At 60.6% G+C, this 26,024-nt stretch carries 28 protein-coding genes and 1 tRNA gene; 7 read left to right on the forward strand and 22 right to left on the reverse strand.

Annotated elements, in window-relative coordinates; genetic code table 11:
- Nucleotides 1-26: 26 nt before the first annotated feature.
- The 4 genes from GTF44_RS15740 to dapF form a co-directional block, all read right to left on the reverse strand.
- The gene (locus GTF44_RS15740) at nt 27-653 is read right to left on the reverse strand and encodes an FMN-binding negative transcriptional regulator (protein ID WP_171560107.1); all 627 of its coding nucleotides are present in this window, start codon (nt 651-653) and stop codon (nt 27-29) included.
- 67 nt (nt 654-720) lie between these two features.
- Nucleotides 721-1,353, reverse strand: a complete 633-nt coding sequence (locus tag GTF44_RS15745; protein ID WP_171560105.1) for a glutathione S-transferase — start codon at nt 1,351-1,353, stop codon at nt 721-723.
- Nucleotides 1,354-1,357: 4 nt separating this feature from the next.
- Nucleotides 1,358-2,620, reverse strand: a complete 1,263-nt coding sequence (gene mtaB, locus GTF44_RS15750) for a tRNA (N(6)-L-threonylcarbamoyladenosine(37)-C(2))-methylthiotransferase MtaB (protein WP_171560103.1) — start codon at nt 2,618-2,620, stop codon at nt 1,358-1,360.
- Nucleotides 2,620-3,459 (reverse strand): diaminopimelate epimerase, encoded by an 840-nt coding sequence (gene dapF, locus GTF44_RS15755; protein ID WP_171560095.1) that lies wholly within the window; start codon nt 3,457-3,459, stop codon nt 2,620-2,622. The genes mtaB and dapF overlap by 1 nt, the downstream gene beginning before the upstream one ends.
- A gap of 101 nt (nt 3,460-3,560) precedes the next feature.
- Between dapF and GTF44_RS15760 the strand changes: the two genes are divergently transcribed.
- Nucleotides 3,561-3,636: transfer RNA gene (locus GTF44_RS15760), tRNA-Lys, on the forward strand.
- A gap of 707 nt (nt 3,637-4,343) precedes the next feature.
- Here the strand turns inward: GTF44_RS15760 and GTF44_RS15765 are convergent.
- The 11 genes from GTF44_RS15765 to GTF44_RS15815 form a co-directional block, all read right to left on the reverse strand.
- The gene (locus GTF44_RS15765; protein ID WP_171560093.1) at nt 4,344-5,471 is read right to left on the reverse strand and encodes an alpha-hydroxy acid oxidase; all 1,128 of its coding nucleotides are present in this window, start codon (nt 5,469-5,471) and stop codon (nt 4,344-4,346) included.
- A gap of 1 nt (nt 5,472) precedes the next feature.
- Entirely contained in the window at nt 5,473-6,027 is a 555-nt protein-coding gene (gene comE, locus GTF44_RS15770; RefSeq protein ID WP_171560090.1) for a sulfopyruvate decarboxylase subunit beta, read from the reverse strand.
- Nucleotides 6,024-6,530, reverse strand: a complete 507-nt coding sequence (comD, locus tag GTF44_RS15775) for a sulfopyruvate decarboxylase subunit alpha (protein WP_145214292.1) — start codon at nt 6,528-6,530, stop codon at nt 6,024-6,026. The genes comE and comD overlap by 4 nt, the downstream gene beginning before the upstream one ends.
- A 72-nt stretch (nt 6,531-6,602) precedes the next feature.
- Nucleotides 6,603-7,016 carry a universal stress protein gene (locus tag GTF44_RS15780; protein ID WP_145214289.1) on the reverse strand — a complete coding sequence of 138 codons (414 nt, stop codon included), beginning with the start codon at nt 7,014-7,016 and terminating at the stop codon, nt 6,603-6,605.
- A gap of 29 nt (nt 7,017-7,045) precedes the next feature.
- The gene (locus GTF44_RS15785) at nt 7,046-8,035 is read right to left on the reverse strand and encodes a zinc-binding dehydrogenase (protein WP_171560088.1); all 990 of its coding nucleotides are present in this window, start codon (nt 8,033-8,035) and stop codon (nt 7,046-7,048) included.
- Nucleotides 8,032-8,793 carry an SDR family NAD(P)-dependent oxidoreductase gene (locus tag GTF44_RS15790; protein WP_171560086.1) on the reverse strand — a complete coding sequence of 254 codons (762 nt, stop codon included), beginning with the start codon at nt 8,791-8,793 and terminating at the stop codon, nt 8,032-8,034. Before GTF44_RS15790 ends, GTF44_RS15785 begins: the two co-directional genes overlap by 4 nt.
- The gene (gene hisD / locus GTF44_RS15795; protein ID WP_145214280.1) at nt 8,786-10,093 is read right to left on the reverse strand and encodes a histidinol dehydrogenase; all 1,308 of its coding nucleotides are present in this window, start codon (nt 10,091-10,093) and stop codon (nt 8,786-8,788) included. Before hisD ends, GTF44_RS15790 begins: the two co-directional genes overlap by 8 nt.
- Nucleotides 10,094-10,105: 12 nt before the next feature.
- Complete coding sequence (locus GTF44_RS15800; protein WP_145214277.1) at nt 10,106-11,437, reverse strand: TRAP transporter large permease; 1,332 nt, start codon at nt 11,435-11,437, stop codon at nt 10,106-10,108.
- A gap of 12 nt (nt 11,438-11,449) precedes the next feature.
- Entirely contained in the window at nt 11,450-11,965 is a 516-nt protein-coding gene (locus tag GTF44_RS15805; protein WP_171560085.1) for a TRAP transporter small permease, read from the reverse strand.
- Between the two features lie 105 nt (nt 11,966-12,070).
- Nucleotides 12,071-13,216, reverse strand: a complete 1,146-nt coding sequence (locus GTF44_RS15810) for a TRAP transporter substrate-binding protein (protein ID WP_171560083.1) — start codon at nt 13,214-13,216, stop codon at nt 12,071-12,073.
- A gap of 32 nt (nt 13,217-13,248) precedes the next feature.
- Nucleotides 13,249-13,422, reverse strand: coding sequence for a hypothetical protein (locus GTF44_RS15815; protein WP_171560081.1), 174 nt, complete (start codon nt 13,420-13,422; stop codon nt 13,249-13,251).
- Nucleotides 13,423-13,579: 157 nt separating this feature from the next.
- Between GTF44_RS15815 and GTF44_RS15820 the strand changes: the two genes are divergently transcribed.
- Both GTF44_RS15820 and GTF44_RS15825 read left to right on the forward strand, forming a co-directional pair.
- On the forward strand, nt 13,580-14,614 hold the full coding sequence (locus tag GTF44_RS15820; protein ID WP_171560079.1) for a LacI family DNA-binding transcriptional regulator: 1,035 nt from the start codon (nt 13,580-13,582) through the stop codon (nt 14,612-14,614).
- A 257-nt stretch (nt 14,615-14,871) separates the two neighbouring features.
- Nucleotides 14,872-15,792: a sugar kinase gene (locus GTF44_RS15825; protein ID WP_171560077.1), complete on the forward strand. Its 921-nt coding sequence runs from the start codon at nt 14,872-14,874 to the stop codon at nt 15,790-15,792.
- Nucleotides 15,793-15,968: 176 nt separating this feature from the next.
- Here the strand turns inward: GTF44_RS15825 and GTF44_RS15830 are convergent, their stop codons facing one another.
- Nucleotides 15,969-16,460, reverse strand: coding sequence for a peptide-methionine (S)-S-oxide reductase (locus tag GTF44_RS15830; RefSeq protein WP_171560076.1), 492 nt, complete (start codon nt 16,458-16,460; stop codon nt 15,969-15,971).
- Between the two features lie 310 nt (nt 16,461-16,770).
- On the opposite strand from GTF44_RS15830, the gene GTF44_RS15835 reads away from it, so the two are divergent.
- Together GTF44_RS15835 and GTF44_RS15840 are read left to right on the forward strand one after the other, a co-directional pair.
- A complete protein-coding gene (locus GTF44_RS15835; RefSeq protein WP_171560074.1) occupies nt 16,771-17,508 on the forward strand; it encodes an N-formylglutamate amidohydrolase in 738 nt (245 codons plus the stop codon).
- 20 nt (nt 17,509-17,528) lie between these two features.
- A complete protein-coding gene (locus tag GTF44_RS15840; RefSeq protein ID WP_171560545.1) occupies nt 17,529-17,825 on the forward strand; it encodes a DUF1244 domain-containing protein in 297 nt (98 codons plus the stop codon).
- Nucleotides 17,826-17,830: 5 nt separating this feature from the next.
- Here GTF44_RS15840 and yaaA read toward each other — a convergent pair whose 3' ends face one another.
- Nucleotides 17,831-18,601, reverse strand: coding sequence for a peroxide stress protein YaaA (yaaA, locus tag GTF44_RS15845; protein WP_171560072.1), 771 nt, complete (start codon nt 18,599-18,601; stop codon nt 17,831-17,833).
- Between the two features lie 199 nt (nt 18,602-18,800).
- Entirely contained in the window at nt 18,801-20,843 is a 2,043-nt protein-coding gene (recQ, locus tag GTF44_RS15850; RefSeq protein WP_171560070.1) for a DNA helicase RecQ, read from the reverse strand.
- 198 nt (nt 20,844-21,041) lie between these two features.
- On the opposite strand from recQ, the gene GTF44_RS15855 reads away from it, so the two are divergent.
- Nucleotides 21,042-22,094 carry a TRAP transporter substrate-binding protein gene (locus tag GTF44_RS15855; protein ID WP_171560068.1) on the forward strand — a complete coding sequence of 351 codons (1,053 nt, stop codon included), beginning with the start codon at nt 21,042-21,044 and terminating at the stop codon, nt 22,092-22,094.
- Here GTF44_RS15855 and rsmD read toward each other — a convergent pair.
- Together rsmD and GTF44_RS15865 are read right to left on the reverse strand one after the other, a co-directional pair.
- The gene (gene rsmD / locus GTF44_RS15860) at nt 22,084-22,647 is read right to left on the reverse strand and encodes a 16S rRNA (guanine(966)-N(2))-methyltransferase RsmD (RefSeq protein ID WP_171560067.1); all 564 of its coding nucleotides are present in this window, start codon (nt 22,645-22,647) and stop codon (nt 22,084-22,086) included. The genes GTF44_RS15855 and rsmD overlap by 11 nt on opposite strands.
- A complete protein-coding gene (locus tag GTF44_RS15865) occupies nt 22,644-23,849 on the reverse strand; it encodes an NAD(P)/FAD-dependent oxidoreductase (RefSeq protein WP_171560065.1) in 1,206 nt (401 codons plus the stop codon). The genes rsmD and GTF44_RS15865 overlap by 4 nt, the downstream gene beginning before the upstream one ends.
- Nucleotides 23,850-23,936: 87 nt before the next feature.
- Here GTF44_RS15865 and GTF44_RS15870 point away from each other — a divergent pair, with 87 nt between their 5' ends.
- Nucleotides 23,937-24,425, forward strand: a complete 489-nt coding sequence (locus tag GTF44_RS15870) for a peroxiredoxin (RefSeq protein WP_171560063.1) — start codon at nt 23,937-23,939, stop codon at nt 24,423-24,425.
- Nucleotides 24,426-24,503: 78 nt separating this feature from the next.
- Here GTF44_RS15870 and GTF44_RS15875 read toward each other — a convergent pair whose 3' ends face one another.
- Nucleotides 24,504-24,806, reverse strand: coding sequence for a 4a-hydroxytetrahydrobiopterin dehydratase (locus GTF44_RS15875; RefSeq protein ID WP_171560061.1), 303 nt, complete (start codon nt 24,804-24,806; stop codon nt 24,504-24,506).
- Nucleotides 24,803-25,993, reverse strand: coding sequence for a GNAT family N-acetyltransferase (locus tag GTF44_RS15880; RefSeq protein ID WP_171560060.1), 1,191 nt, complete (start codon nt 25,991-25,993; stop codon nt 24,803-24,805). The genes GTF44_RS15875 and GTF44_RS15880 overlap by 4 nt, the downstream gene beginning before the upstream one ends.
- Nucleotides 25,994-26,024: the final 31 nt, after the last annotated feature.

Below are 26,024 nucleotides of genomic sequence, written 5' to 3' on the forward strand. Positions count from 1 at the left end.
GAGATAGGAAGCTGCATCCGGCCTGTCTATTCCGGGTCGCTGATTGCCAGCATCAGGGCGGATAACAGTGTGGTCTCCTGACCGATGGGCGACATATTCATATGTGACGCCGCTGCTTCGCGCATCTCGCCGGTTTTGTTCTGGTTCAGCTTCCAGGTCCCAGTGATCTCGGCGACCTCAAAGCGAAATGGCAAGATCATCCGCATAATCCGGTCAAGGGCATCGGTGGGCATCTTCTCCGCCGTCCAGGGCAGTTTCGGCGCAAGTCGCGTCTCGAAACTCTCTGAAAGCCGGTCCAAATGGGCCCTCAGCGTTTCTGGCGGCGCGGGGCAAATCTGTCCTCGCAGATGCACCGCCACATAGTTCCAGGTCGGTACCTGCGCCGGATCGCCATACCAATCGGGGGATACATAACCATCGGGGCCCGTCACAGCGATCACCGCCGGGGTCGACGCGGTCACCGCGCGGGCAATCGGGTTCGACCGGACCAGATGCAACTCCGCTTGCGTGCCCACCGCATCGATCACGAACGGCACATGCGAAATCAGCGGCGCGGGGTCGGCATTGATCGACAACACGCCGAAGCCGCGCTCGCGGGCAAAGGCCAAATTGCGGTCTCGGGGTTCGCCGCGAAAAGCTGGATTTGGATGCATCTGGCTGGTCTCCGGTTAGCGTCCTGTGACCATGCCCATCGGCATAGGATTGACAAGAGATACGACTCTAAGGAAACCGTGTCTCCGCATCGCCAGGAGCCCATGGCGGGTATTTTGTCATCACGGCGGCCAGTCGATCAGAGACCAGGAACCGATCCAACCAACCGACAACGCTTTCCCCCGCTTCCGCGTCGAACCGCGCCTTATCGATCATCGCAAATTGCCGGACGAAGGGCAGGATTGCGAAATCCGCCAGTTTTGGCGCGGCCCCAAACAGCCAATCTCGCCCGGCGATCTGCGCATCCAGCTTAGCAATGAAGGTCATTGCCCTGGCGCGCTCCACCTCGGCATCCAATTCCGGGTGCCGGCTGGCGTATTTCGTGTGATCAAGCGCAGCTTTGAACGGTCCATCCGCCTCGGCAATCAGCCCTTCGCCCATATTAACCATGTCCAGAAGCCCCTCAGGATCATTCTGGCCGAGCGCCCATCGCATCACATCATAGCTTTCGTCGATGCTCTCGCCCCCAACCGTTGCCAAACACGGCACGGTGGCCGAAGGCGATACGGCAAGAAACGCCTCCGGCTTATCCCGCAGCAGAATCTCGCGCAGCGTCACCTCGACCCCGGCGCTCGCAATCGCCAGGCGGGCGCGGATCGCATAAGGGCAGCGGCGGAAGGAATAGAGGATCGCGCGGGTCATGCGCCTAAGCCGTCAACTGCGTGCCCGCCACGCCGGTGATCTCAGCGGTCACGATCTGGCTCTCGGGCTGATTGCTGGCAAACCCCACCTCGGTGAATTGCGCCGTGCGACCCATGCGGGGCGATTCCATCAAAATCTGATGGGTCTTGCCGATCTGCGCCTGCAAATGCGCTTGAACTTGCACCTGACCCAGAGCACGCAGTTTGGCGGCACGCTCCTTGATCGCGGCGCCATGAACCTGCGGCATCCGCGCGGCAGGCGTGCCCTGGCGCGGGGAGTAGGGGAAGACGTGCAGCCATGTCAGATCGCACTCCTCGACCAGGCGCAGCGAGTTTTCAAAATGCGCCTCGGTCTCGGTCGGGAACCCGGCGATGATATCCGCGCCATAAGTCATATCCGGCCGGAGCCGCCGTGCCTCTTCGCAGAACGCTATGGCATCATCGCGCAGATGACGGCGCTTCATCCGCTTCAGGATCAGGTTATCGCCATGCTGCAGGCTCAGATGCAGATGCGGCATCAGACGTGGCTCGGTTGCGATCGCCAGCATCAGGTTCTCATCCACCTCGATAGAATCGATTGACGAAATCCGCAGGCGCGGCAAATCCGGCACGAGTTTCAAGATTCGCATCACCAGATCGCCCAGCTTCGGCTCGGACGGCAGATCGGCACCCCAAGAGGTCAAATCGACCCCTGTCAGCACGACCTCATTATAGCCGCGATCCACCAGGCGTTTGATCTGATCAACCACCACACCGGCGGGGACGGAGCGCGAGTTGCCCCGACCATAGGGAATGATGCAGAAGGTGCAGCGGTGGTCGCAACCGTTTTGCACTTGCACATAAGCGCGGCTCCGCGTGCCGAAGCCATCGATCAGATGACCGGCCGTTTCGGTGACGGACATGATGTCATCAACCTGCACCTTCTCGGTCGCGCCAATGAAGTTCGCGCCGGCCAGATTGCGCCAGGTCTCCGGCTGCATCTTCTCGGCATTGCCGATGACCCGATCGACCTCACCCATCTGGGCAAAGGTCTCGGGCTCGGTCTGCGCCGCGCAGCCGGTCACGACCAACGTCGCGTCCGGGTTCTCACGGCGGAGCTTGCGAATTTCTTGCCGCGCCTTCCGCACGGCCTCGGCGGTCACGGCGCAGGTGTTGACGACCACCGTGTCGCCCAGCCCTGCACTGGCCGAGAGCTCTTTCATTGCTTCGGTTTCATAGGCGTTCAGCCGACAACCGAGCGTATGGAAAACGGGTACGCGGCGGTCCATTAGGTGAGGTTCCTTAAGAAAGTATCGGTCAGAACGCCCGAGAACACATGCGCGCTCGGCCCGGTCATCCTGACCCCATCCTCGCGCCACTCGACCTCAATCTCGCCGCCATCCAGCGTCAACCGCACCTTGCGCCCGGTCAATCCCCGCCGCGCGGCGGCCACAGCCACAGCGCAGGACGACGAGCCCGATGCCAGCGTGATGCCCGTGCCCCGCTCCCAAACCCGCATCCGCAGATGGTCCGGCCCAATCACGTGGCAGAACTGGACATTGGTCCGTTCGGGGAACAACGGGTGATGCTCCGTCTCCGCTCCGCGGACTGCCAAATCCACTGCCTCAGCGTCGTCGACAAAAAACGTGCAATGTGGGTTGCCCATGCCTGTGGCGACAGGATCGCCGTCGATCGGCAGATGATCCGTTTCCATCGCCTCGGCCAGAGGTATGTCGGGCCAATCCATCTGCGGCTGGCCCATATTCACTGATGTCAGCCCGGCGCCCATATCGCGGGCCTCCAGGAGGCCGCGCTCTGTCTTCAGTGTCATCTCGGTTTTGCCGGAAACATCCATTTCATAGCGCGCGATACAGCGGGTGGCATTACCGCAAGCCGCAGACGGGGAGCCATCTGCGTTGAAAAACCTCAACGCCAGATCGGCCTCGTCATCGGGCGAGATGACGGCCAGTTGATCAAACCCAACCCCGCGATGCCGATCCGCCAGCGCACGCGCCAAAGGCGCAGTGATCTCCGCCACGGCCACCCGCGCGTCGATCACCACGAAATCATTGCCGAGCCCATGCATTTTCATGAAGGGCAGGCCGGAAGGGGCAGCCGTGTCAGACATGGGACGGGCATATAGCGCCTCATTGACCACAATGAAATCCCCACGGGTCCGATTTCCGCTTGACGCCTCCGGCAGGCATTTATACTGAGACGTCCTCGAGTGGGCCCTTAGCTCAGTTGGTAGAGCAACTGACTTTTAATCAGTGGGTCGCAGGTTCGAATCCTGCAGGGCTCACCACTTCAGCCGATTTGTGACGACAATTGACCATTCGGGTCATGTTTTCGGTCATTCGCGCGATGCATGAAATAGGGATGTTGTCTGGCACCGGGATCAAAGCTCTCTCTAAGGTATGGCCTTTGATGAGGGGCACTGCTGCCTAAGCTCATTGCTCAGAGGCAGGGCAGCGCTTCACGAAATCTACCGCCCAGGCGATCGGGTCGGCGACATTCCTTTTTGATTGGCTGTCGCTGCCTGGGGCTAAGGTCTTCGGCTGCGTGGGCCTGTTTCTGATCTCGCTTCGATGCCGTCACTATGTGAACTCCGCCTATCTGAAGCGGTTGGCTCAACCAGGTCGCGCAGTCGACCTTTAGAACGGAGTCGGACCTGGCGATGGGGTCGAGGTCATCTTTCGTCCCCGGCGGCGTCTAATGCGGTTGCTGCTTGGGCGAATTATAGCGGTGCGAATGCTGGCGCGATATAGGTGGTAATCGGAACGGTCATGATCTCATCCGCCATCACCATGGTTTTGATTTAGACATACGAGGCTCTGCGCGGCCCGAGCAGCGCGCCGCCGGCACGCACTGGCTCCGCGGCAGGGCTGAGGTGCTGAATATGGGTGCTCCTGCTGAACCGTTTCGACGCATTTTTCGCCTGGCTCAAAGTGATCCGGGTGGTCTTCGTTGAAACGCATGGCGGCGCGTTTGGTCGCTGGTTTGAGACGCGCTTCAAATCGCCGCATCGTTGACCATGCTGTCCGCCAGTTGATCTGGCCGCAACGAGGTCGCGCCAATTTGCGCAAGGGTGATGCTCGTCTCATCACAAAGAACCTCCCATAGCCGGTGCAGCCCCTCTTCACCGCCGGCTGCGATGGCGAATTGAAGGACGCGCCCGAGAAAGGTGAACATCGCGCCGCTGGCGTAGGCTTTCACCACATCTTCCCCGGATCGCAGGCCCGTGTCGAAGAACAGCGGCATCTCTTTGCCAACGGCGGACCTGATCTCGGAGAGAACATCGATCGGCGCAGGTGCACTTTCAAGCTGCCGGGCCCCATGGCTTGAGACCTGTATGGCATCGACGCCCGCTTGCTGCAGAAGGACTGCGTCTTCGGTATCCAACACGCCTTTCACGACCAGACGGCCCGGCCACATGTCGCGCAGTTTTGCCAACGCGCCCCAATCCGCCCGCGCGCGGCTGGCGGTTCGGTCGAAGGCGTAGCCAGGCATCTGGAAATTAGCCATCTCTGGCCGCCCTTTGACCAGCGTCGACAGCGACCATCGCGGGTGTAAAGCGAAATCGATGAACTGTTTCGGACCGATCCGGAACGGCATAGTGAACCCGTGCTGCAACTCGCGCGGACGGCGACCGACTTCGGGGACGTCTACCGTTAGGATGATCGTTTCATAACCAGCGGCCTTAGCCCGCTCGACGAGTTTGAATGTGCCCGTCCCGTCGCCCGTGAAATAAAGCTGGAACCACGCGTTGCCCTCGGCCGCCTCGATCAGCGGCTCCATCGCGGTTGACGCAACCGTGGACACTCCAAGTGGAACCTTCTCACGGGCGGCCAGACGGGCCAGCATGAGATCCGCACCTGGCCCGGACAGATCGCATAGTCCCATCGGGCTGATTCCAAACGGGGCATTGGTCTTTTTACCGAAAACCGAGACCGAGATATCCCGCGCGCTGACATCCCGCAGAATCCGAGGCCGAAGGGTCAGCGCGTCAAAAGCGGCCCGGTTGCGCGCGGCTCCGGTCTCCCGACCAGCCGCGCCATCAATGTAATCGAACACCATCCAAGGCAGACGCCGCCGCGCAAGACGGCGTGCGTCTTCACTAGAGTGAATGCTCGGTGGCATTCTAGCTCGCGACAGCATTCATGAAGCGGTCGCGGATGACGACGGGGTCCATCGTGATCACCGGCATCTTGGCGTTGCCGCTGTCACATTTGACCACGATGATATGCATCTCTCCGCTCTCAAGGGCTTTTTGCAGTACCGCGCCGGTGTCTTTGTCCTGGCACTCGATCACATTCTCACAACCGCAGGCCTCCGCCACTTTGCTGAGCGAGGTTTTCTTGCCCGTGTAGGTCGGCTGATCGCCAGTCGAGCCATAGGAGCCGTTGTCGATGATCATCAGGATGAAATTGTCGGCCACATTGTTCGCGATGGTCGGCAAGGTGCCCATATTCGTCAGGATCGAGCCGTCGCCATCGATCACGATGACCGGCTTGGGCTGCGCCAGGGCCAGGCCAAGCCCAATCGAAGACGCAAGCCCCATCGTTCCCAGCATGTAGAAATTCGTCGGTTGGTCATCGATAGCGTGCAGTTCTTGCGACGGGATGCCGATGTTACAGACGACAAGCTGGTCACGCAGGATCGGGGCGATCTCTCGCAGGATTTCGGAGCGGATCATTGGTCGCCATAGCCTCCCCAGAAAGACGCATCCGTCAGGATCGCCACAGGTTTGTTGCACATGAAGGTGTATTTCAGAATCGTGTCGAGCTCGTCAGCATCGCTTTCCGTGTGGAAATGATAGGTCGGGATATGCAGTTGGTTCAGCAGTGCCTTCGTATGCACGGCCATTTCCACCTGACATGCCACCGGTTCGCGCAATTCGCCGCGATAGCTGATCAGCATCGGCAAGGGCATCCGGTAGTATTGGGTCAGCGTCACAAGCGTGTTGATCGTCACACCAATGGCAGTGTTCTGCATGATGATGGCGGGGCGCTTGCCACCCATATAGGCCCCGGCGCAGAGACCCATGCCCTCATCCTCTTTGTTGGACGGGATGTGGTAAATCTCGGGCCGGGTGTCGACCTCATCAATCACACCGGCCAGTTGTTTGCAGGGCACGGTTGTGATGAAGGACACGTCATTGGCGACGAAATCATCAACAATCTTCTTTGAGATACTCACGGGCTGAAGGGCTCCTGTATTTGGCAACCGGTTGCCGGTTGCGGATGATGGTATGTTACGTTTCCGGCGGGGCTATTCGGCGTCGCGCAGGACATGCACCGCACATGGGGCGTGACGGACAACCCGCGCAGCGGTCGAGCCGAGCAGATAGTCGATTAGACCAGGTTTGTGAGACCCCATCACAATGCAATCGGCCCCTTGAGCCGTCGCGTAATCGATGATGGTGCGGCCGCTATGCCCCTTCTCGACGACGGGTGTCACATTCGCTTGCCCGGCAACCCGCTCGCTCAGCTTCGCTTTGGTGGCAGCAAAGGCTTGGCGCACAACCTCTTCGTCCAGATAGGCGCTGACCGAGCCTTGCGGGGCTTCGTAGACATGGAGCGCGGTGATTTTGCCGTTCTCATTCAAGAGCTTGTTCGCCAGGGCCAGGGCGGTTTTGCCAAACCCGTGGTCGAGCGCCATCGGAACGATGATATGGTCATACATGGCGGGGTCCTTCCAAGGAATATGCGTCTTCACGCATGAGGGTTCAGAACAATCTTCGGCGCGGCGGAGCGCCCGGCGCGTATATCAGCGAAGGCCGATGCGCCATCAGCCAGCGGCCGGGCCTCGGTCCAGTGCAGCGACCCTAGGCGTCCGTCGAAGATGGCCGCCGCCGTCTTGCGGAAATCCTGCGCCGTGTAGGTATAGGTGCCGAAAAAGGTGATCTCTTGCAACGTCATGCGACGAATATCGAGGCCGCCTGTCGCCTCACCGAGGCCAATATGGGCGATCACGCCGCCGGGCCGGGCATGGGCCGAAGCGGTCGCCCGGGTGGCGGCATACCCTACCCCATCGACAACAAGATCGAACTGGGCGCCGCTGGACAGCTTATCGGGTGCCAAGGCCGTTTGGTTCCCGAGGCCGGTCAGGACCTCGCGCCGCGCCTCATTCGGCTCCAAAATCGTCACTTCTGGCACGCCTTGCGCCGTCAGAGACAGGGCCGCGCCCAATCCGATCGCGCCGCCACCAATCACCAGCGCGGTCTCTGCCACGCCCGCCAACGCATGTTTCGCGAGCCGCACCGCGTGCCAGCCACAGGCAATGGGTTCGGCAAGCGCGGCCATATCGAGCGTCACATGGTCGGGCACAGTCACCAGATTCTCATCACGCATGGCGACATATTGCGCAAAAGCGCCTTCCCGGGGCGGCATCGAGATGATCGAGCGCGCGGCGCAGAGATTATCATGACCGCTGGTGCAGGCCGCGCAAGTGCCGCAGGTTACGAGAGGGTTCAACGTCACCCGTTCGCCATCTCGCGCCCCGCCGACCACAATGCCCGCAGCCTCATGGCCTAAGATAAGCGGCGCGGGGCGGCGCTCGTCATGGCCCAAGAAGGCATGCATGTCGGAGCCGCAGATCCCGACCGATAGGATCTTGATCAGCTGTTCGCCCTGCCCCGCCACCGCGTCTGGCACATCGCGAAACGCAAGCGTCTCGGGGCCGTCATAGACCAGCGCTTTCATTTTGCGGTGTACCCTCCGTCAACCATCAGAACATGACCCGTCACATAGGCCGATGCCTCCGAGCAGAGGAACAGGAGCGGTCCGTCGATATCCTCAAGCGTGCCATTGCGCCCGATACAGGTTTGCGCCGCATTGCGCGCCGCGCGCTCCTCATCGACGAAGACTGGTCCGGTCAGTTCCGTCGGAAAAAAGCCCGGCCCGATGGCGTTTGCGTTGATCCCATTGCCCGACCAGGCCTCGGCCATGGCCCGGGTCAATTGACCGATCCCGGCTTTCGACGTGCCATAGGCAATGCCGCCCGGGAAAGCGCGCGTGGTTTGTAGCGAGGCGAAATTGACAATTCTGCCCCACCCTTTGGCCTTCATCGCGGGCACAAGCGCTTGGGTCAGGAAGAAGGGGGCGGCAAGGTTAAGCGCCATGGTGACATCCCACCCCTCTGGCGACACATCATCCGCCGGTTCGCGTGTGTTGATGCCTGCGGCATGGACCACGATATCGGGGGCGCCAAACGGCTCAGCAACCTGTTGCGCAATCTGTGAGAGGCTGTCCCTCTGGGATAGATCTGCCGCCACGACGGCCGCATTGGCGCCGGTTTCCTCGGCCAAGGCACGCAAGGCGTCCGCGCGCCGCGCGACACCAACCACGCGCGCCCCTGCAGCGGCCAGGGCCATCGCGGAGCGACGTCCGAGGCCAGAGCTGGCCCCGGTGACACAGGCCACCCGGCCTGCCAGATCAAACATGCCGCGTGGGTCAGCCATCGGCAGTGAGATCAAACTGCTCGTCCGGGAAGTACTTGGCCAGGCGCGCGTCGGCGGCCCGTGCATGGCCTTCCATCCCCTCCAAACGCGAGATGCGCGCCGTCGCCTCAGCCACGTCTTTGGCGCCTTCACGAGTCGCCTGCTGCCAGGTGACGATCTTCATATATTTATGGACCGATAGGCCGCCGGTATAAGACGCCGCCCCCGATGTGGGCAGCACATGGTTCGTGCCGCTGGCCTTATCGCCATAGGCCACGGTTGTTTCCTCGCCCAAAAACAGCGAGCCATAGCAGCTCAGCCGGTTCTTCCACCACTCCAGATCTTCCGCCTGCACGGTCAGATGTTCGGGTGCGTATGCGTCGGAACAGGCGGCCATATCTTCGCGATCGGCGCAGAGGATCACCTCGGCATAATCGCGCCAAGCAGCAGTCGCGTTTTCGCGGTTCACCTCAGGCAGATCGTCGATCAGAGCCGGAATCCGGGCCATCACGTCTTCGGCCAAGGCCCGGTCATCGGTCACCAGCCACACCGGCGAGTTATAGCCATGCTCGGCCTGGCTCACCAAATCGGTGGCCACGATATGCGGATCGGCCGTACGATCAGCGAGGATTAGGCTATCGGTCGGTCCGGCGATCATGTCGATGCCGACGCGCCCAAAGAGAATGCGCTTGGCCTCGGCCACGAACTGGTTGCCAGGGCCCACGAGGATGTTGGCTTCTGGCAATCCGAACAGCCCGTAGGTCATCGCCGCGACGCCTTGAACGCCGCCCAAGGCCATGATCGTGTCTGCGCCACAGATATGGGCGGCATAGACGATGGCCGGGGCCACGCCGACGCCCGGACGCGGTGGAGATGTCGCCATGATGTGCTTACACCCGGCAACCTTCGCGGTCGTCACTGTCATGATCGCGCTCGCGATATGGCTGTAGCGCCCACCGGGCACGTAACAGCCCGCCGCATTCACCGGGATCGCCTTCTGCCCTGCGATCAGGCCTGGCACCACCTCCAACTCCAAATCACTAACCGTCGCCTTTTGCGCCTCCGCAAAGCGGCGCACATTGTCATGAGCGAACTGGATATCGGCCTTGAGCTTATCGGGGACCAACGCGCTGGCGGCCTCAATCTCCGCCGGTGTCAGGATGATATTGCCGTCATATTTGTCGAACTTCGCCGCATACTCGCGCGCCTTCTCATCTCCGCCGGCTTCGATATCGGCAAGGATGTCACGCACCGTTGCATGCACATCCGAGGCATCCGATTTCGAGGTGAGTGGCGCTTTCTTGAGGTACTCTCGTGTCATCTTTAGGCGGTCCTATCGGTAGATCTCTGGAAGGAGGGAGGTGGAGATGGCTGGGATATAAGCGATCATCAGTGTCACGATCAGCATGAAGAAGACGAACGGAACAGCCCGCGCCGCGATTTTGAGGATGGATTCGCCGGTTATCCCGGACACAACGAAGAGGTTCAGCCCAAGCGGCGGTGTGATGAAGCCCACCCCAAGCGCCGTGATCATCATCACGCAGAACTGGATTTCGTTCATGCCGATGTTCTGAGCCAGCGGGAACAAGATCGGCGCGAGGATCACGATATTGGGTGTGGTTTCCATCACGCAGCCTGCGGCGATCAAGATCAAGATCATCATCAGGATCAGGACCCTCGGATCTTCGCTCACCGATGTGGCCGCCGCGACGAAGCCTTGCGGCACGCCCAAGATCGCCAGCGCCTGGGCCAGCGGCAGGGAAAACGCGATGATCGGCAGGATCACCCCATTCACCTTGGCCGAGCTAACCAGCATCGCGGGGAAATCCGAGAGCTTCAGTGTGCCGATGATGAAGCCGATGATGATGGTGACAACAACGGCGACCGCCCCCGCCTCGGTCGGCGTCAAACGGCCAGAGAAGATGCCGTAAAAGATGATGCCGGGTACAAGAAACGCGTACCAGCCGGAGCGGATCGTCTTCCACAGGTTCGCACCCCATTCGCCGACGGTCATCAGCCCGCCACCTTCATAAGCGTGGCGGCGATTAACGATCGTGTTGGTGATCAAGATCGCGACAAGCACCAGAAGGCCGGGAATGACGGCGGCCAGGAACAGGATCGAGACATTCACACCCAGAACCAGGCCGATGATGATATAGGCGATCGAGGGCGGGATCAGGATGCCGGTACAGGCCCCCGCCGCGACCAGGGCGCAGGCATAGGGGCGCGGATAGCCACTTTCGACCAGCCGGTCGATGGTCATCCGGCCAACGGCGGCCGCCCCCGCCGCATCGGAGCCCGAGATCGCGGCGAACATGCCGCAGACCAGCACCGTGGCCGAGCCAAAGCCGCCTTTGGCCCAACAGGTGATCGCTTCGGCCACGTCGAGGAATTTCTTGCTGAGACCGGTTCGAACCAGCACGTCGCCGGTCAAGATGAACAAGGGCACGGCGGTCAGGGCGAAGTGGTCAATGCCGTGAAACAGGCTCTCGCCCACAAGCGAAAGAGGCAAGGCGCCCGACAGCATCAGCATCAAGATCGCGGCTGAACCGATGGCGGCCCAGACCGGCACCGCAAGTGCCACGAGGATTACGAACGCGATGATCGGAATGTAGAAATCCCACCCAAGCACGACTGTCTGGTTCTGGAGTTGTTGCCAAAGCATGATCTGGCCCCCTCAGTCGAAGAGCTTGTCGCCTTCGTAAACGGGGCGCCCGTTACGAAGGTCGGAAACATCACGAAGGAAGGACTGGATCAGCCGGAACAGAACCAGGGCGAAGCCAAACGGGACGGCAAACAGGAAAAACACCTGGCTGATCCGCAACCCATGCGTGACCGAACCGAAGGTCCAGGAGACATGGACCGCCTCCCAAGACCAATAGAGCGCGATGATCGCGACTACGAACATCACGATATCGCCAAAGATATAGAGCAGCGCTTTGGGGGTCTGCGGGACGTAATTCATGATCACGTCGATCCGGATATGGCCCCGCTCTTTCACTGCCGAGGCGGCCCCGATCCAGGCGAGATAGATGAAGGAATAGCGGACGATCTCTTCGCCCCAGATCGAGGAATAGGAAAACACCTCGCGCCGGACGACTTCGATGAACATCGTTCCGACCAACATCACATAGAACACAAGCAGCAACCAACGCTCCGCGTTCCGATCCAGGTTTTGGTAGAATTTCGACATGATATCCCTCCCCACGGGTGCCCGGCGATGTCACTGGGGTTGCACGCTGTCCGCATGGCTGGCGGTGTCCGGCGCCGCCAAAAGACAGCGCCGGTGTGAGTACGCTTAGGCGTCGTGGACGTAGTAGCGACCCATCGTGCCAGCGGCTTCTTCAAGACGCGCGAAGGTGTCCATGGATCCCGCAAGATCGGTCTTGAACTCATCCCAATCGCTGAGTTGATAGCCACCAGCAGCCTGCCACTCCGCAAGTTGATCATCGCTGAGCGAATGGAACTCGACCCCGTTCGCGGTCAGTTCAGACATCGCATAGCCACGCGCGGCGGGCACTTTGGCCAGGTTCTGCGCCTGGGTGATCTCGCCTGCGAACTCAATGCCTTCCTGCACGTCCATCGGCAGCGAATTGAACCACTCCAGATTGACCGAATAGACCTGACTGTCCGGCACGGCCTGGGTGAAGGTCACATGGCTAAGGATTTCGCCGAAGCCAAAGACATGCAGCGCGCCGACCGAGGGGTCGAGCGCGTCGGCCACGCCCTGCCGGATCGCCGAGGGCGTCTCGCCCCAGGCCACTGGCGTCGGGTTGGCTCCAACCATGCGGTAATACTGCTGCAACATCGCCGAGCCCGGCACGCGGAACTTCACACCCGACATGTCAGCAGGCGTGATGATCGCATTGCCGCCCTGGCGCACGGCCACAACCCGCGGGTCGATCACGATATAGAACAGCGCTTTAAAGCCGGAGTCGGCAATCCGCGGGTCGACCTCCTGCTTCCAGGCTTCCGACGAGGTCAGATTGGTGAAACGCTGATTGGAGCCGCAGAAATAGGGCAGATTGATCAGATCGACAACCGACGCAAAGGGCGCGAAGTTCGACAACGAGTGCTGCGCGCACTGGATTGTGCCCGACTGCACCGCTTGCGCCAATGCACCGCCCGCGCCAAGCTGACCGCCCGGGGCCAGACGCACATAGACCTTGCCGTTGGTCATGTTCTGAATGTTCTCTTTCAAATCCAGCTGCATGATCGGATAGCTGCGCGAGGCGCCAAGAACATAGGCCGTCGCCAGCGTCATGATGTGATCTGCGGCGGCTTCGCGCGCGTTTTCTTCCTGCTGCGTTTGGGCGGCCGCTTCGCTTGACCACAACGTCCCGGCGGCCCCCGCAACCATGGCGGCGGTAAAGCTGCCGCTTCCCGCGAGCTTAAGGAAGTTTCGGCGCTCTGCCGACTTCAACTCCTGAGTATCATTATCCAATGTTGTGTCCTCCCTGGACGTTGTGGTGCCGCCTATTTCTTTGCGTCGGCTTCTTTTTTCAGAATCGCGATGACGAAGAGAATTGAGGCAGACAACAGCAGAAGCATCTCGCCTACATCGCCTAGAAACGCGCTGTTGGACGTCGCACCCAATGCAACGTTCAGAACGAAAACAGCGAGCAAAATCACCGATCCAATGAGTGCCATCGTTCGTCTGCCCCTCCCGACATACGATTCCAATGTGATGATGTAAGCCTTTACATGCATCAAATGCAAGCCTTTACATTCGATGGTTCAAGCAACGATGATAGGCGCGGGATTTTTTTTCGTGTAGTCGAGGAGCCACGAACACACCGGAAGACAGATGAAAGACAGCCGACCATCGCCAACCCTTCACGATGTCGCCAAACAGTCGGGATTTTCGACAGCGACCGTTTCGCGCTGCCTGAATTTTCCCAAGCAGGTGTCGGAAAAAACGCGCGAAAAAGTCATGGCGGCAATCGAGGAGCTTGGCTACACGCCCAATTTCGGGGCGCGCGCCATGGCCTCACAGCGGACCAACACGATTGGCGCGATTATCCCGACGATGGAGAACGCGATCTTTGCGCGCGGCATTCAGGCCTTCCAGGAGGAGCTTGACGCCCATGGCTATACTCTCTTGGTGGCAAGTTCTTCCTACAGGCCCGATCTAGAGGAACAGCAGATCAGATCTTTGGTGGCACGGGGGGCCGACGCCCTACTGCTGATCGGGCATGAGCGGGACCCGGCTGTCTATAAGCTGTTGGAGGCCCAGAACATTCCAGCGCTCGTCACTTGGGCGTTCGACCGCACTCAATCGCGCCCGTCAATCGGCTTTGACAACCGATTGGCCATGCGAGAGATGGCCCGGGAGGTCTTGCGGCTCGGCCATAGGAGACTGGCGTTGATTTCCGCCGATGTCAGTTCAAATGACCGGGCCGCAGCGCGGTTGGAGGGCATCTGCGAAGCACTCCGCGAGGCCGGTTTGAATGAGAGCGATCTCGCCGTGATCGAAACGCAATATGGCATTGAAACCGGTGCCATCGCCTTTGAAACGCTGATGAGGGCACCGGCCCAACCGACTGTGGTGTTTTGCGGCAACGATGTTTTGGCCGTGGGCGCGCTTGGCCAGGCACGCGAAATGGGGTTTGACGTGCCGGGCGACGTTTCGATTGTCGGCTTCGATGACATTGAACTGGCGCAGGTCGCTTATCCGAAGCTGACGACTGTTCATGTCCCGCATCGCGAAATGGGTCGGCACGCAGCGCGGGCACTGATTGATGCGGTACAGACTGGACGGCAAATCGAATCGCGCGAGCTGAATGTGGAGTTGCGCTTGCGTGACTCTTTGGGGCCGGTGCCAAAGACCAGCGACAATTGAGCAACTCGCGCGGCAGGAACTGGTCGAGCGCTTCAACCATCATCACATAAGGGCGAAGATGGCCTAGATGGTTTGGCGCGCCGCTTCAGTGCAGTCGCCAGTTCGACGCCGTATTATGCCACCGATGGGCATCTGGCTGACAGCCACGATCCGTGTTGTTATCGAGACGTCGGGCCGGACTGACAGTGACGTCATTCAACAGCTTAACGTAATGTGTTCGGCCCCAAAGGCAAAACACAAAGCCGGAGGAGACTTAGGTGCCTGTAGACATTCTTGCGCTCGGCGAACCCCTTGCCGAATTTGTTGCGCAACCCTCCGACGAAGATGCGTCACCGCTTTACCGGCAGGGGTTTGGGGGTGACACATCGAATGCGCTCGTCGCCGCTGCGCGCCAAGGCGCGTCTGTCGGGTATTTGAGTGCGGTCGGCGATGATCCGTTTGGCCGGGGCCTGCGCAAGCTATGGGCGGATGAAGGGATTGATGACCGCCATGTAATCACCCGGCCAGACGCGCCAACGGGTGTCTACTTCGTGCGGCCACACGCCTCCGGGCGGGAGTTTTGGTACGCCCGCCGCGGGTCAGCCGCGAGCCTTTATGGACCTGATGATCTTCCCGAAGCTGCGATAGCCGAGGCGAAGATCTTACATGTCACCGCGCTGAGCCAGGCGATCAGCCCGAGCATGCGCGCCGCCGTAACCCGCGCTGCCGAGATTGCCCGCGCACATGACACGCTTGTTTCTTATGACACAAACCTTCGATTGAACCTCTGGTCTCTCGATGACGCCCGCGCGGCAATCGACGCCTTCTTGCCGCTTGCCGATATTGTCATGCCCAGCGATGACGAAGCCGAGCTTTTGACGGGGCTGCAAGATCCGGAGGCATTAATCGCGTATTTCCAGGCGCAGGGGGCAAAGATCGTCCTCCTGAAACGCGGCGCCTCTGGTGCGATCTTGGAGGAAGGTGGCGGCCCTATCTGCATCGCGCCCGGCTCCTCGTCACCGGTCGATTCTACGGGGGCGGGTGACAGTTTTGCGGGCGCGTTCCTCGCCTATTTCCTCGAAACCGGCAGCGCGGAAGTAGCCGCCCGGCGCGCCGCACTCGTGGCGGCCCAAACAGTGAGCGGATATGGCGCGATATCCCCGATACCTCGGAGAGACGAGCTTATCGATTTGTTATGAAACAGGCACTGCCTGGACCTGAAAAACGCTCCGGCAAGCCGCCGGTGCTTTGAGCGATGCACCGATGTCAAATGCGTTTCACCAAAGGATGTGCCGCATCCCTCCTGATCGTCTTGCTCAACAAGGAATAGCCAGCAAGGCCGTCATAATGAGAAGGAGAAGCATCGAAAGACTGATCACGATTGTTCTTTCATCGCCGCCGCCATCACGCGACGGAGCTTGGCAAGCTTTGGGTCGATATAGGTCTGGCAGAATGGGCGCGTCGGATCGCGTTGGTAATAATTGTGGAACCGCGTGTCGGATTCTTTGAAGTCGCGATGGGGCAGCACACGGGTGACAAATGCCGCGCCTGTGCCTGCGGCGAGGCGCGCCAAGATCGCTTCGGCCTGCGCCGACTGATCTGGGTCGAATGTGTAGATCGCGCTGCGGTATTTTCCCCGCATTTTGTGATCGGCCTCACTGGCATGGGTGATCAAATGAGCCGATATCAGCGTCTCAAGAGAAAGAGCAGCGGTGTCAAACGTGACGATAACGGCTTCGGAAAACCCGTCATCCGGTGCCAGTGACGCAATGAACCCCTGCCGAACATCCGCGACACCGCGCAGAGCTTGAAACACCGCTTCGGTACACCAGTGACAGCCGCCGCCAAAGCCGATCCGGGCATTCATTTCGCCCTGCCTGAGAGCGGTGGCTTTGATCCGAACCGCAGCGCACCCTCTGCCGAAGCAAGGACGTTGAATTCCGTTGTAGACCCATCCATCTGCCGCATTCATGACCCTCCCATCACTGTATGGGGCAGATGGGCAGCCGCGCAAACCAATGCGATGGGTTAGGCAATCAGAGCCACATCACTCTCTCGCGATCACGGGCGGGTTGACCCTCGGACGAAACCACATCAGGGTCGGCATTCTGCGACAGAGCCGCCACACCGCACGGCCAACGCAGACAGATAGCTCAACAAGCAAGACTGATAGCGAGATGACCGCGCCATTTCACATCGAGGGGGAGGCCCGACCAGGCCGGTGGGTGATCACCTGCGATCATGCGTCAAATCGCATTCCACCCGAGGTGAATGGGGGCGATTTGGGGCTGCCAGAAGCGGATATGAACCGCCATATCGCCTATGATGTTGGGGCGCTTGGGGTGGCGCGGGTCTTGGCGGAGGCCTTGGACGCACCGATGATCGCGTCGGATTTTTCGCGCCTTGTGATCGACCCGAACCGGGGCGAGGATGATCCCACGCTCTTGATGAAAATCTATGACGGCACAATCATCCCGGCCAATCGCCACGCCGATACGGCTGAGGTCGAACGTCGGCTAAACCGCCTCCACCGGCCTTATCACACCGCACTCGACCGGCTTATCCAAGCCCGCCCGGACCCGGTCGTCTTGGCGGTGCACTCCTTCACCAAACAATTTGTCGGTCGCCCGCCGCGCCCCTGGCACGTGGGCGTGCTTTATGCGGGTGACACGCGCTTGGCGTTACCTTTGGTGGCACGGTTGAACGCCGAGCCAGACCTCTGCGTCGGCGATAATGAACCTTATTCCGGGCATTTGCCGGGCGACAGCATGGATCGCCATGGCGTGGGCCCGCACCGGCCGCATGTGTTGATCGAAGTGCGCAACGACCTGATTGAAACAGAGGTCGATCAAGCAGCTTGGGGCCGTCGCCTGGCCCCGCTTCTTGACGCCGCACTGCGCATTGCACAGGTATGAGATCAAATGGAGGATGCATGATGGATGACCAAACCCGGATCGAATTAGAGGCCGCCACCTTCCGCCGCCTTCTGCAACATCTCGATGAACGCAAGGATGTGCAGAATATCGACCTGATGAACCTCTCAGGCTTCTGCCGAAATTGTTTGAGCCGCTGGTATGGCGAAGCCGCCGCCGAAAAGGGTCTTGAGATCGACAAAGAGGCCGCGCGCGAAGTGGTCTATGGCATGCCTTATGCCGAGTGGAAGGCGGCCTATCAAACCGACGCCACGCCAGAGCAGAAAGAGGCTTTTGCCAAGTCGCATCCCGACCATTAACGCCATCAGGCGGCAACAGCCTCGGCGCGCAGAAAGGCCGGTTTCTCCGGTGTGCTAAGATCGGCCGCATAGCGATAGCCACCGAGGCTGAAATCGCTCAGATGATTGGGCGTGGTGAGCCGGTTTTCGATGATGAACCGCGCCATCGCGCCCCGCGCCTTTTTCGCAAAGAAACTGACGATTTTCGGGCCACCAGGGCGATCTTCAAGGAAGTTTGGCGTGATCACGGGCAGTTTCAGCGCTTTCGGGTCCACGGCAGAAAAATACTCGACCGAGGCGCAGTTGATCAGCGTGTCCGCACCCAACATCTCCGCTTCGTCGTTTAAAGCCTGCGCCAAACGATCCCCCCAATAGGCATAAAGCGACGGCCCTTTTTCGGTCTTCAACCGGCTACCCATCTCCAAACGATAGGCCTGGATCGCATCCAGCGGGCGAAGCAAGCCATAAAGACCCGAAAGAATGCGCAGCCGATCTTGCGCGAAACGCAAATCTTCCGCATCCAGGCTCCCCGCCTCAAGCCCGGCATAGGTATCACCCGCGAAAGCGAGTGCCGCAGGACGCGTGTCGTCTTTCTCCTCAGCGAAACGTTGAAACCGCTCATGGTTCAGCCTGCCCAGATCTTCGGAAATCGCCATGAGCTTGCGCAGGTCCGGCACGCTCAACTCGCGCGCCACGCTTGCCAAATGATCGGCATCGGATTGGAACACCGGTGTCGTCACCTCGACATCGCGCGCATTCCAATCCAGGCGTTTGGCGGGAGAAATCACAGTGAGCATAAGCGTGTCCTATTTATCAGAGCCATGGTGAAATCTAGGGGGAGATGTGTCAAAGTCACCCAAGTTTTGTCTACCGCGAGGGCGTCATGGTGACCGACTATTCTCCTTGGTTCCTTGAGCCAAGTTTCGTTCTCTATTTGGCGATTGATCAACCTCTTCTGGGCACGGTCTTCTTCGCCAGTGCCTTCGTTCTGGGCGTCTAGCTCGCCTCTCGCAACACCTCCAGAAAGGCCGCGCCAAATCGCTCCGCATGACGGTCGCCCAAAAGGCGTGTGAGCGCACTGAGGTCGTCTGGCCTGACCTCCGCCACCTTTGCCAATTGTGATGAGGAACAGCTCATCGGCTTATCGGCCCCCTCCGGTCCGCGGGTGAGATCCGTCTGCACGGCCAAAAGCTGGTCATAGAGCGCACCGGCCTCCCGACCCGCCAATTTCCGCCGCGCCGGATGCGCTGGTGCGGGTGTCTCGCCGGTTATGACGGCCAGAAAGGCCGCGCCAAAACTCTCCAGCTTCTTCGCGCCCACACCGCTGATCCGGGCCATGTCGTCCAGCGTCTGCGGTCGGGTCTCGGCCATCTCGATCAAGGTGCGGTCGGTGAACACCACATAGGCCGGCACGCGCGCCTCCTCTGCCAAGGCGCGGCGTTTGGCCTTCAGCGCCGAGAGCAGCGGCGCATCTTCTTCGCTCACCAGCGTCTTGACGGCAGGGCGGCGCGGCGCTTTGGCGATACTGTCTTTTCGCAGCGTGATCGACGCTTCGTCTTTCAAAATCGGGCGCGCGGCTTGCGTCATCCGCAGCGCGCCAAACCGCTCCGGGTCGGGCCGCACCAAATCATGCGCCGCCATCTGCCGAAAAACCGCCTGCCAGCCGCGTTTGTCAAACTCGGTCCCGACGCCGAATGTGGGCAGTTCATCGTGCCCGCGTTGACGGATCTTATCTGTCTCATGGCCCATCAGAATGTCGATCAGATGGCCTGCACCGAAATGCTCGCCAGTGCGCAGAATCGCAGACAGCGCTTTGCGCACCGGTTGCGTGCCATCGAAGGTGTCCGGCGGCGTCGCACAGAGATCGCAATTGCCACAAGGGTCCGCATCTTCGCCAAAATACCCGAGCAAGACCTGACGGCGACACCCGAGCGCCTCGGCCAGCCCCAAAAGCGCGTTCAACCGCCCATGATCCGCCGATTTCCGTTCCGAAGGCGCGAGACCCTCATCGATCTGTTGACGACGAAACCGGATATCATCCGGGCCAAACAGCGTGAGCGTATCGGCCGGTGCCCCATCGCGCCCCGCGCGACCGATTTCCTGATAGTAGCCTTCGATGGATTTCGGCAAATCCGCATGGGCGACCCACCGAATGTCTGGCTTATCCACGCCCATGCCGAAAGCGATTGTGGCGACCACGATCAACCCGTCTTCGCGCGAAAATCGCGTCTCGACGATGCGGCGGTCCTCGGCCTCCATCCCGGCATGATAATGGCAAGCTGCATGCCCTTCCTCGCGGAGCGCTTTGGCAAGCGTCTCGGTCTTCGCGCGGGTACCGCAATAGACGATCCCAGATTGTCCTTTCCGGGCCGCGGCGAAGCTGAGGATTTGACGGCGCGGGTTGTTCTTGACCTCAAAGGCCAGCGCGAGATTGGGCCTGTCAAAACCGCGCAGGAAGGTGTCCGGCACAGTACCATCAAACAACCGCTCGACGATCTCGGCGCGTGTCTCGGCATCCGCCGTCGCGGTGAAAGCCGCCAGCGGAACATTGAGCAATTTCCGCAAAGCGCCGATGCGCAGATAATCGGGGCGAAAATCATGGCCCCATTGGCTGACACAATGCGCCTCGTCCACCGCGATCATCGCAACGCCGACGCGTTTCAGCATCCGCTCGGTGCCCGATGCCGCCAGCCGCTCTGGCGCGATATAAAGCAGCTTCAGCGTGCCCGCTTCCAACCCATCCCATACGGCATCGGTTTCATCCGGCGTGTTGCCAGAGGTCAGCGCGCCCGCCTCAACACCAACCGCCCGCAAAGCTCGCACCTGATCTCGCATCAGGGCAATCAACGGCGAGATGACCACGGTCACGCCATCTTGCATGAGCGCGGGGAGCTGGAAACAAAGGGATTTCCCGCCGCCGGTCGGCATGATGGCCAGGGTGTTTCGCCCGGCTGCGACGGCCTTCACGATCTCTTCCTGCCCGGGGCGGAAGCTTTCAAAGCCGAAGACGGAAGACAGAAGTCTCTCGGGGTCCTGCATGGCAGTGCTGGGGCCTGTTAGGTTATGTGAAACGCTCGATTTTTTCAGACTGTCCCATATTGCGTTGGGGTTCACAAGGCGCGGGTGCGACCATTCGCTCTTGCGAATGAGTTGCAATATCATTGATAGAGCTTACCTATCTCGAGCCGCTGTGAAAGCAATCGGCGCGTCAGGACTCTATCAAAAGGAGGGCGCGACATGTCGTTCGTTAAGTCCCTAGCACTTGCCGCCACCACCCTTACCGCAGCCTCAGCGCTGTCAGCCCAAGAGGTAACCCTCAGGTTTCAGCATTTCGTCTCGCCGCTCTCGGCCAATCCCGTCGGGTTTATGCAGCCTTGGGCTGAAGCGATTGAGGAACAATCCGAGGGCCGCATCCAGGTCGAGCTTTACCCGTTTATGCAGCTCGGTGGCTCGGCGCAGAGCCAATATGACCTGATCCGCGACGGCGCAATCGACGGCGGGTGGGTGATCCCGGGCTATCAACCTGGGCGTTTCCCCGAAGCCGAAGCGTTGGAACTGCCCTTCATGACGCCAAAAAACGCCGAGGCGGCGAGCCGTGCGGCCTGGCATTTCACGCAAGAGCATCTGATGGATGACTTTGCCGATGTGCATGTGATCGCCGCCCATATGCACGGGCCCGGCATCGTGCATCTGAGCGGGGATGCGATTGACGAAGTTGACGACTTCAATGGCATCTCGCTGCGCGGCCCCTCACGTCCCGCAACGCTTCTCTTGGAACAGCTTGGCGCGACGCCTGTCGGTATGCCTGTGCCCGCTTTCCCCGAAGCGCTGTCACGCGGCGTGGTTGATGGCGGCGTGATCACCTGGGAGATGGCCCCCTCCCTCCGGCTCGACGAGTTGACCAGCAGCCATACCGATGTCGCCGGTGACCGCTCGATGTATAACCTCTATTTCATCTGGGCGATGAACCGGGAAGTCTATGAGGGGCTGCCAGACGATCTGCGCGCGGTGATCGACGCCAATTCCGGACTGATGGCGTCGGCTTGGGCAGGTCGTGCGCATGACGAAGGTGATCTGCGCGGACGCGACGCGATGGCGGCGGCAGGCAACGAGATCGCCGAGATGTCGGAAGACGTGACCGCACAGATCAGTGCTTTGGGTGAGACCGTCACAGCCGCCTGGATCGAAGAGGCCGATGGGAAAGGCCTCGATGGAGCCGCCTTGGTCGCTGATGTCCGGCGGCTGATGGAGGCCGAAATGGACAGCGGATCAACCGGGCTTAGCCAATAGCCCGTGCCAAAGTGATCAGCGTATCGCCGTAGCGCCGCTGATCAAGCAAGTCACACCCTTCCGGCAGAACCGGGGGGGTGTTTTCTTCCCAGATGATCAGCGCGTCCGGTGCCAACCAACCGCCGCTTTGCGCAGAGGCCAGCGCCTTCTCGCCCAGGCCCTTTCCATAGGGCGGGTCGAGAAAGACCAAATCGAAAGGCTTGCCCTGCGCCTCCCCAAGCCGGGTGGCATCGCGGCGAAACACCTTTGTCACGCCCTGGGCCGCGCAGAGCCCGATATTTTCTCGGAGCAACGCCCGCGCTTTCGTGCCGTCATCGACGAATGTCACATGCGAGGCTCCGCGCGACAATGCCTCTAACCCTAAGGCTCCCGTACCTGCGAACAGGTCCAAAACCCGCGCATCTGTGATCGGGTCACCATAGCCGCCATTCAGCAGCAAGTTGAACAGGCTCTCCCGCACCCGGTCCGAGGTCGGCCTGAGATGCGCGCCTGCATCCCCTTTGCCAACCGAGGCCAGCCGTTTCCCGCGATGCGCCCCCGCGATGATCCTCATGCGCGGAGCAGGGTTTTCAGATCGGTCTCGGTATCCGCGATCACGTCCGCCGCTGGCGATTTTCCCGCCTCCAGCAAACGCTTACCAACCATGTAGGCGCGGGGGTCATTCATCGCGTCCACGGCGAGCAATCTCTCACCCGCGTAATACCAATGCGACACCGAGGGCGCTGCGCCCCGCACAACAACCCGATCATAGCCGGTGTTCAGCCCTGCGATTTGCAGCTTCACGTCATACTGATCTGACCAGAACCAGGGATGCGGATCATACGCCTCCCCCGCGCCCATCATGTTGCGCGCCACGAGTTCCGCCTGATCAATCGCGTTCTGGACACTTTCGAGGCGGATGCGATTGCCCCGAAATGGGAACGAGGCGCAATCGCCTGCAGACCAAATGGACGGGTCCGAGGTCTGACCCAGAGCATCCACTTTGATCCCGTTGTCGATCTCCAACCCTGCCGCTTCGGCCAGGCTGGTCGCCGGGCTGATCCCGATCCCGACGATGACCATGTCGAAGGGCAACTCTGCGCCATCGGAGAGAGCGGCACCGGTGACATGGCTCTCGCCAGTCAGCCGCGCCAACCCGATACCCTCGCGAATATCGACGCCACGGCTCCGGTGCAGATCCCCGAAATACGCCGACGTCTCCGGGCAGGCGACCCGCTGCAAAATCCGGTCCGCCATCTCGATCAGCGTGACCTGCATGCCCCGTTTTGCGCAAACCGCCGCTGCCTCAAGCCCGATATAGCCGCCGCCGACGATCAGCACCCGCCGGCCCTCCAAAGCCTCGGGCGCCATCGCATCGACATCGGCCAGCGTGCGCACCACATGAACACCCCTGAGCTCGCCGCCAATCGACCCCGGCAGCCGCCGTGGCACCGACCCGGTCGTCAGCGCGAGTTGATCGTATTTGCTCTGATGCCCGCCCGCGATCACAACCTTATCGGCCCGGTCAATCGCGTTCACCGTTTCGTCGAGATGCAGATCAATCCCGTTCTCGGCATAGTAGCTCTCAGGCCTGAGATAGAGCCGTTCGAGCGCCATCTCTCCCATCAGATACGCCTTGGAGAGCGGCGGGCGTTGATAGGGCGGCACATGCTCCTCACCAATAAGCGTAATCTGCCCGCCAAACCCTTCGCTCCGCAGCTTCGCCGCCAAGGCGGCGCCGGCCTGCCCGGCCCCGACAACGACGATATGCGACATGCCCGTTTCCCCGTTTTACATCTGGCACAAAACCTGCCGCACCCTATATGCGGGGGAGCGAACAGTACAAGCGAGGGAGACCGCGACATGACAATTTCCGTTGGCGACAAACTACCAGAGGCAAACCTGCTTCGGATTGGGGAAAACGGGCCAGAGGCCGTGTCGCTCTCCGACAAGCTGGCCGGGCGCAAAGTGATCCTCTTTGGCCTTCCTGGTGCCTTCACCGGCACCTGCACCATGGCCCATGTGCCCAGCTTCATCCGCACCAAAGATCAGTTCGACGCCAAAGGCGTCGAGGAGATCATCTGCGTGTCGGTCAATGATCCGTTTGTGATGGAAGCTTGGGGCGAAAGCACCGGTGCGACCAGCGCGGGGCTCACCCTCCTAGGCGATTCCGCCAGCGAGTTGACCACTGCGATCGGCATGGATTTTGACGCGCCGCCCGTGGGCTTCAGCAAACGCTCGAAGCGCTATGCGATGTATGTCGAAGACGGTGTCGTCAAAGTGCTGCATGCCGAAGAAAACCCCGGCGTGTGCGAGGCATCCGGCGGCGAAGCCATGCTGGCTGAAATCTAAGACGATTTGGGGCGGGCAGCACCGGTGGTGTTGCACGTCCCGTTTTCCTTGAAGGAAAACGTGTGTTTTCCGGCTCCGCTAGCCCGCCAACCGATCCATCTTCGTCGCCATGGCGATGTCCAGCGCGCTCAAGCCGCCCACATCATGGGTCCTCAGCGTCACGTCGACGGTTTTATAGACATTCGACCATTCCGGATGATGGTTCATATGTTCCGCGATCATCGCCACGCGGGTCATCCAGCCAAACGCCTCGTTGAAATCGGCAAACTCGAAGCGTTTCGAAATCGCGTCCCGCCCCTCGACCATCTGCCAGCCATGGCCGGTCAACTCTGGCAAGGCGGTCTCACGCTGCTCCTGGCTCAACTTCTCCGGTTTGATCATTCCTGTTCCTCCACATGGGCCGTTTTGAATGGGCCATACGCCGTCAGCACCTCTATCTCTTCATCTACCGCCGCGCGTTCCGCGTCCAAATAGGCTTCGATCGCGCGCCTAAACCCCTCATCTGCGACCCAATGCAATGAATGAGTCGTCACCGGCATATAGCCCCGCGCGAGTTTATGTTGCCCTTGAGCACCGGCCTCGACCCGGCTCAACCCACGGGCAATCGCCGCCTCGATCGCCTGATAGTAGCACAGTTCAAAATGCAGGCAGGCATGGTGTTCGACACAGCCCCAATAGCGGCCATAGAGTACGTCCCGCCCGATGAAATTCAGCGCCCCGGCGACCGGCACACCGTCTCGCATCGCCAGGACCAACAACATATCATCGCGCAGTGTTTCTTGCGCGATGTCGAAAAACGCCCGGCTCAGATAGGGTTGCCCCCATTTCCGGGCCCCGGTGTCCTGATAAAACTCCCAAAACGCATCCCAATGCTCCGGCTGAAGCTGATCGCCGCTCAGCGAGACAATCTCGCCGCCAAATCCTTGTGCTGTCTCGCGCTCTTTGCGGATGTTTTTCCGCTTGCGGGAGCTGAGCCCGGCCAGGAACCCGTCAAAATCCGCATAGCCCGGATTGGTCCAATGGAATTGCTGGCTGACGCGATGCAAGAGCCCCATCTCTGCCCCGGCAGCGGCCTCTTCGTCGGTGCAGAAAGTGATGTGGACGGAACTCAACTGATTTTCTGCCGCGATTTGCACCGCCGCTTGCAGCAAGGCCGACCGTCCGATCCCCTCCCATCCCGGCTTGGTCAAAAACCGCCGCCCGGTCGCCGGCGTGAACGGCACCGCAAGCTGTAGCTTTGGGTAATACTGCCCGCCTGCCCGCTCATACGCATGGGCCCAATTGTGATCGAAGATATACTCGCCCTGGCTATGCCCCTTGGCGTAGAGCGGCGCGACGGCGATCACCTCGTCACCGGCGCGGACAAGCAAATACCGCGGCTGCCAACCTGAGCCTGGCCCCACCGATCCACTCTCTTCCAAAGCGGAGAGAAACCGATAGGTCGTGAACGGGTCAAATGGCGCGCCGCCATCGGCGGCTTCCGGGCAAGCGCACGCATCCCACGCGCCGGGGTCGACCCCGCGCAGGCTGTCCAATGCGGTTACTTCGATTTGCACGTCATCGCGCATGAGGCCACCTTTGGGGATGCACGCTCAACAA

The sequence above is a fragment of the Roseobacter sp. HKCCD6576-2 genome (assembly GCF_013179285.1).
Taxonomy (GTDB): domain Bacteria; phylum Pseudomonadota; class Alphaproteobacteria; order Rhodobacterales; family Rhodobacteraceae; genus Rhodophyticola; species Rhodophyticola oceani.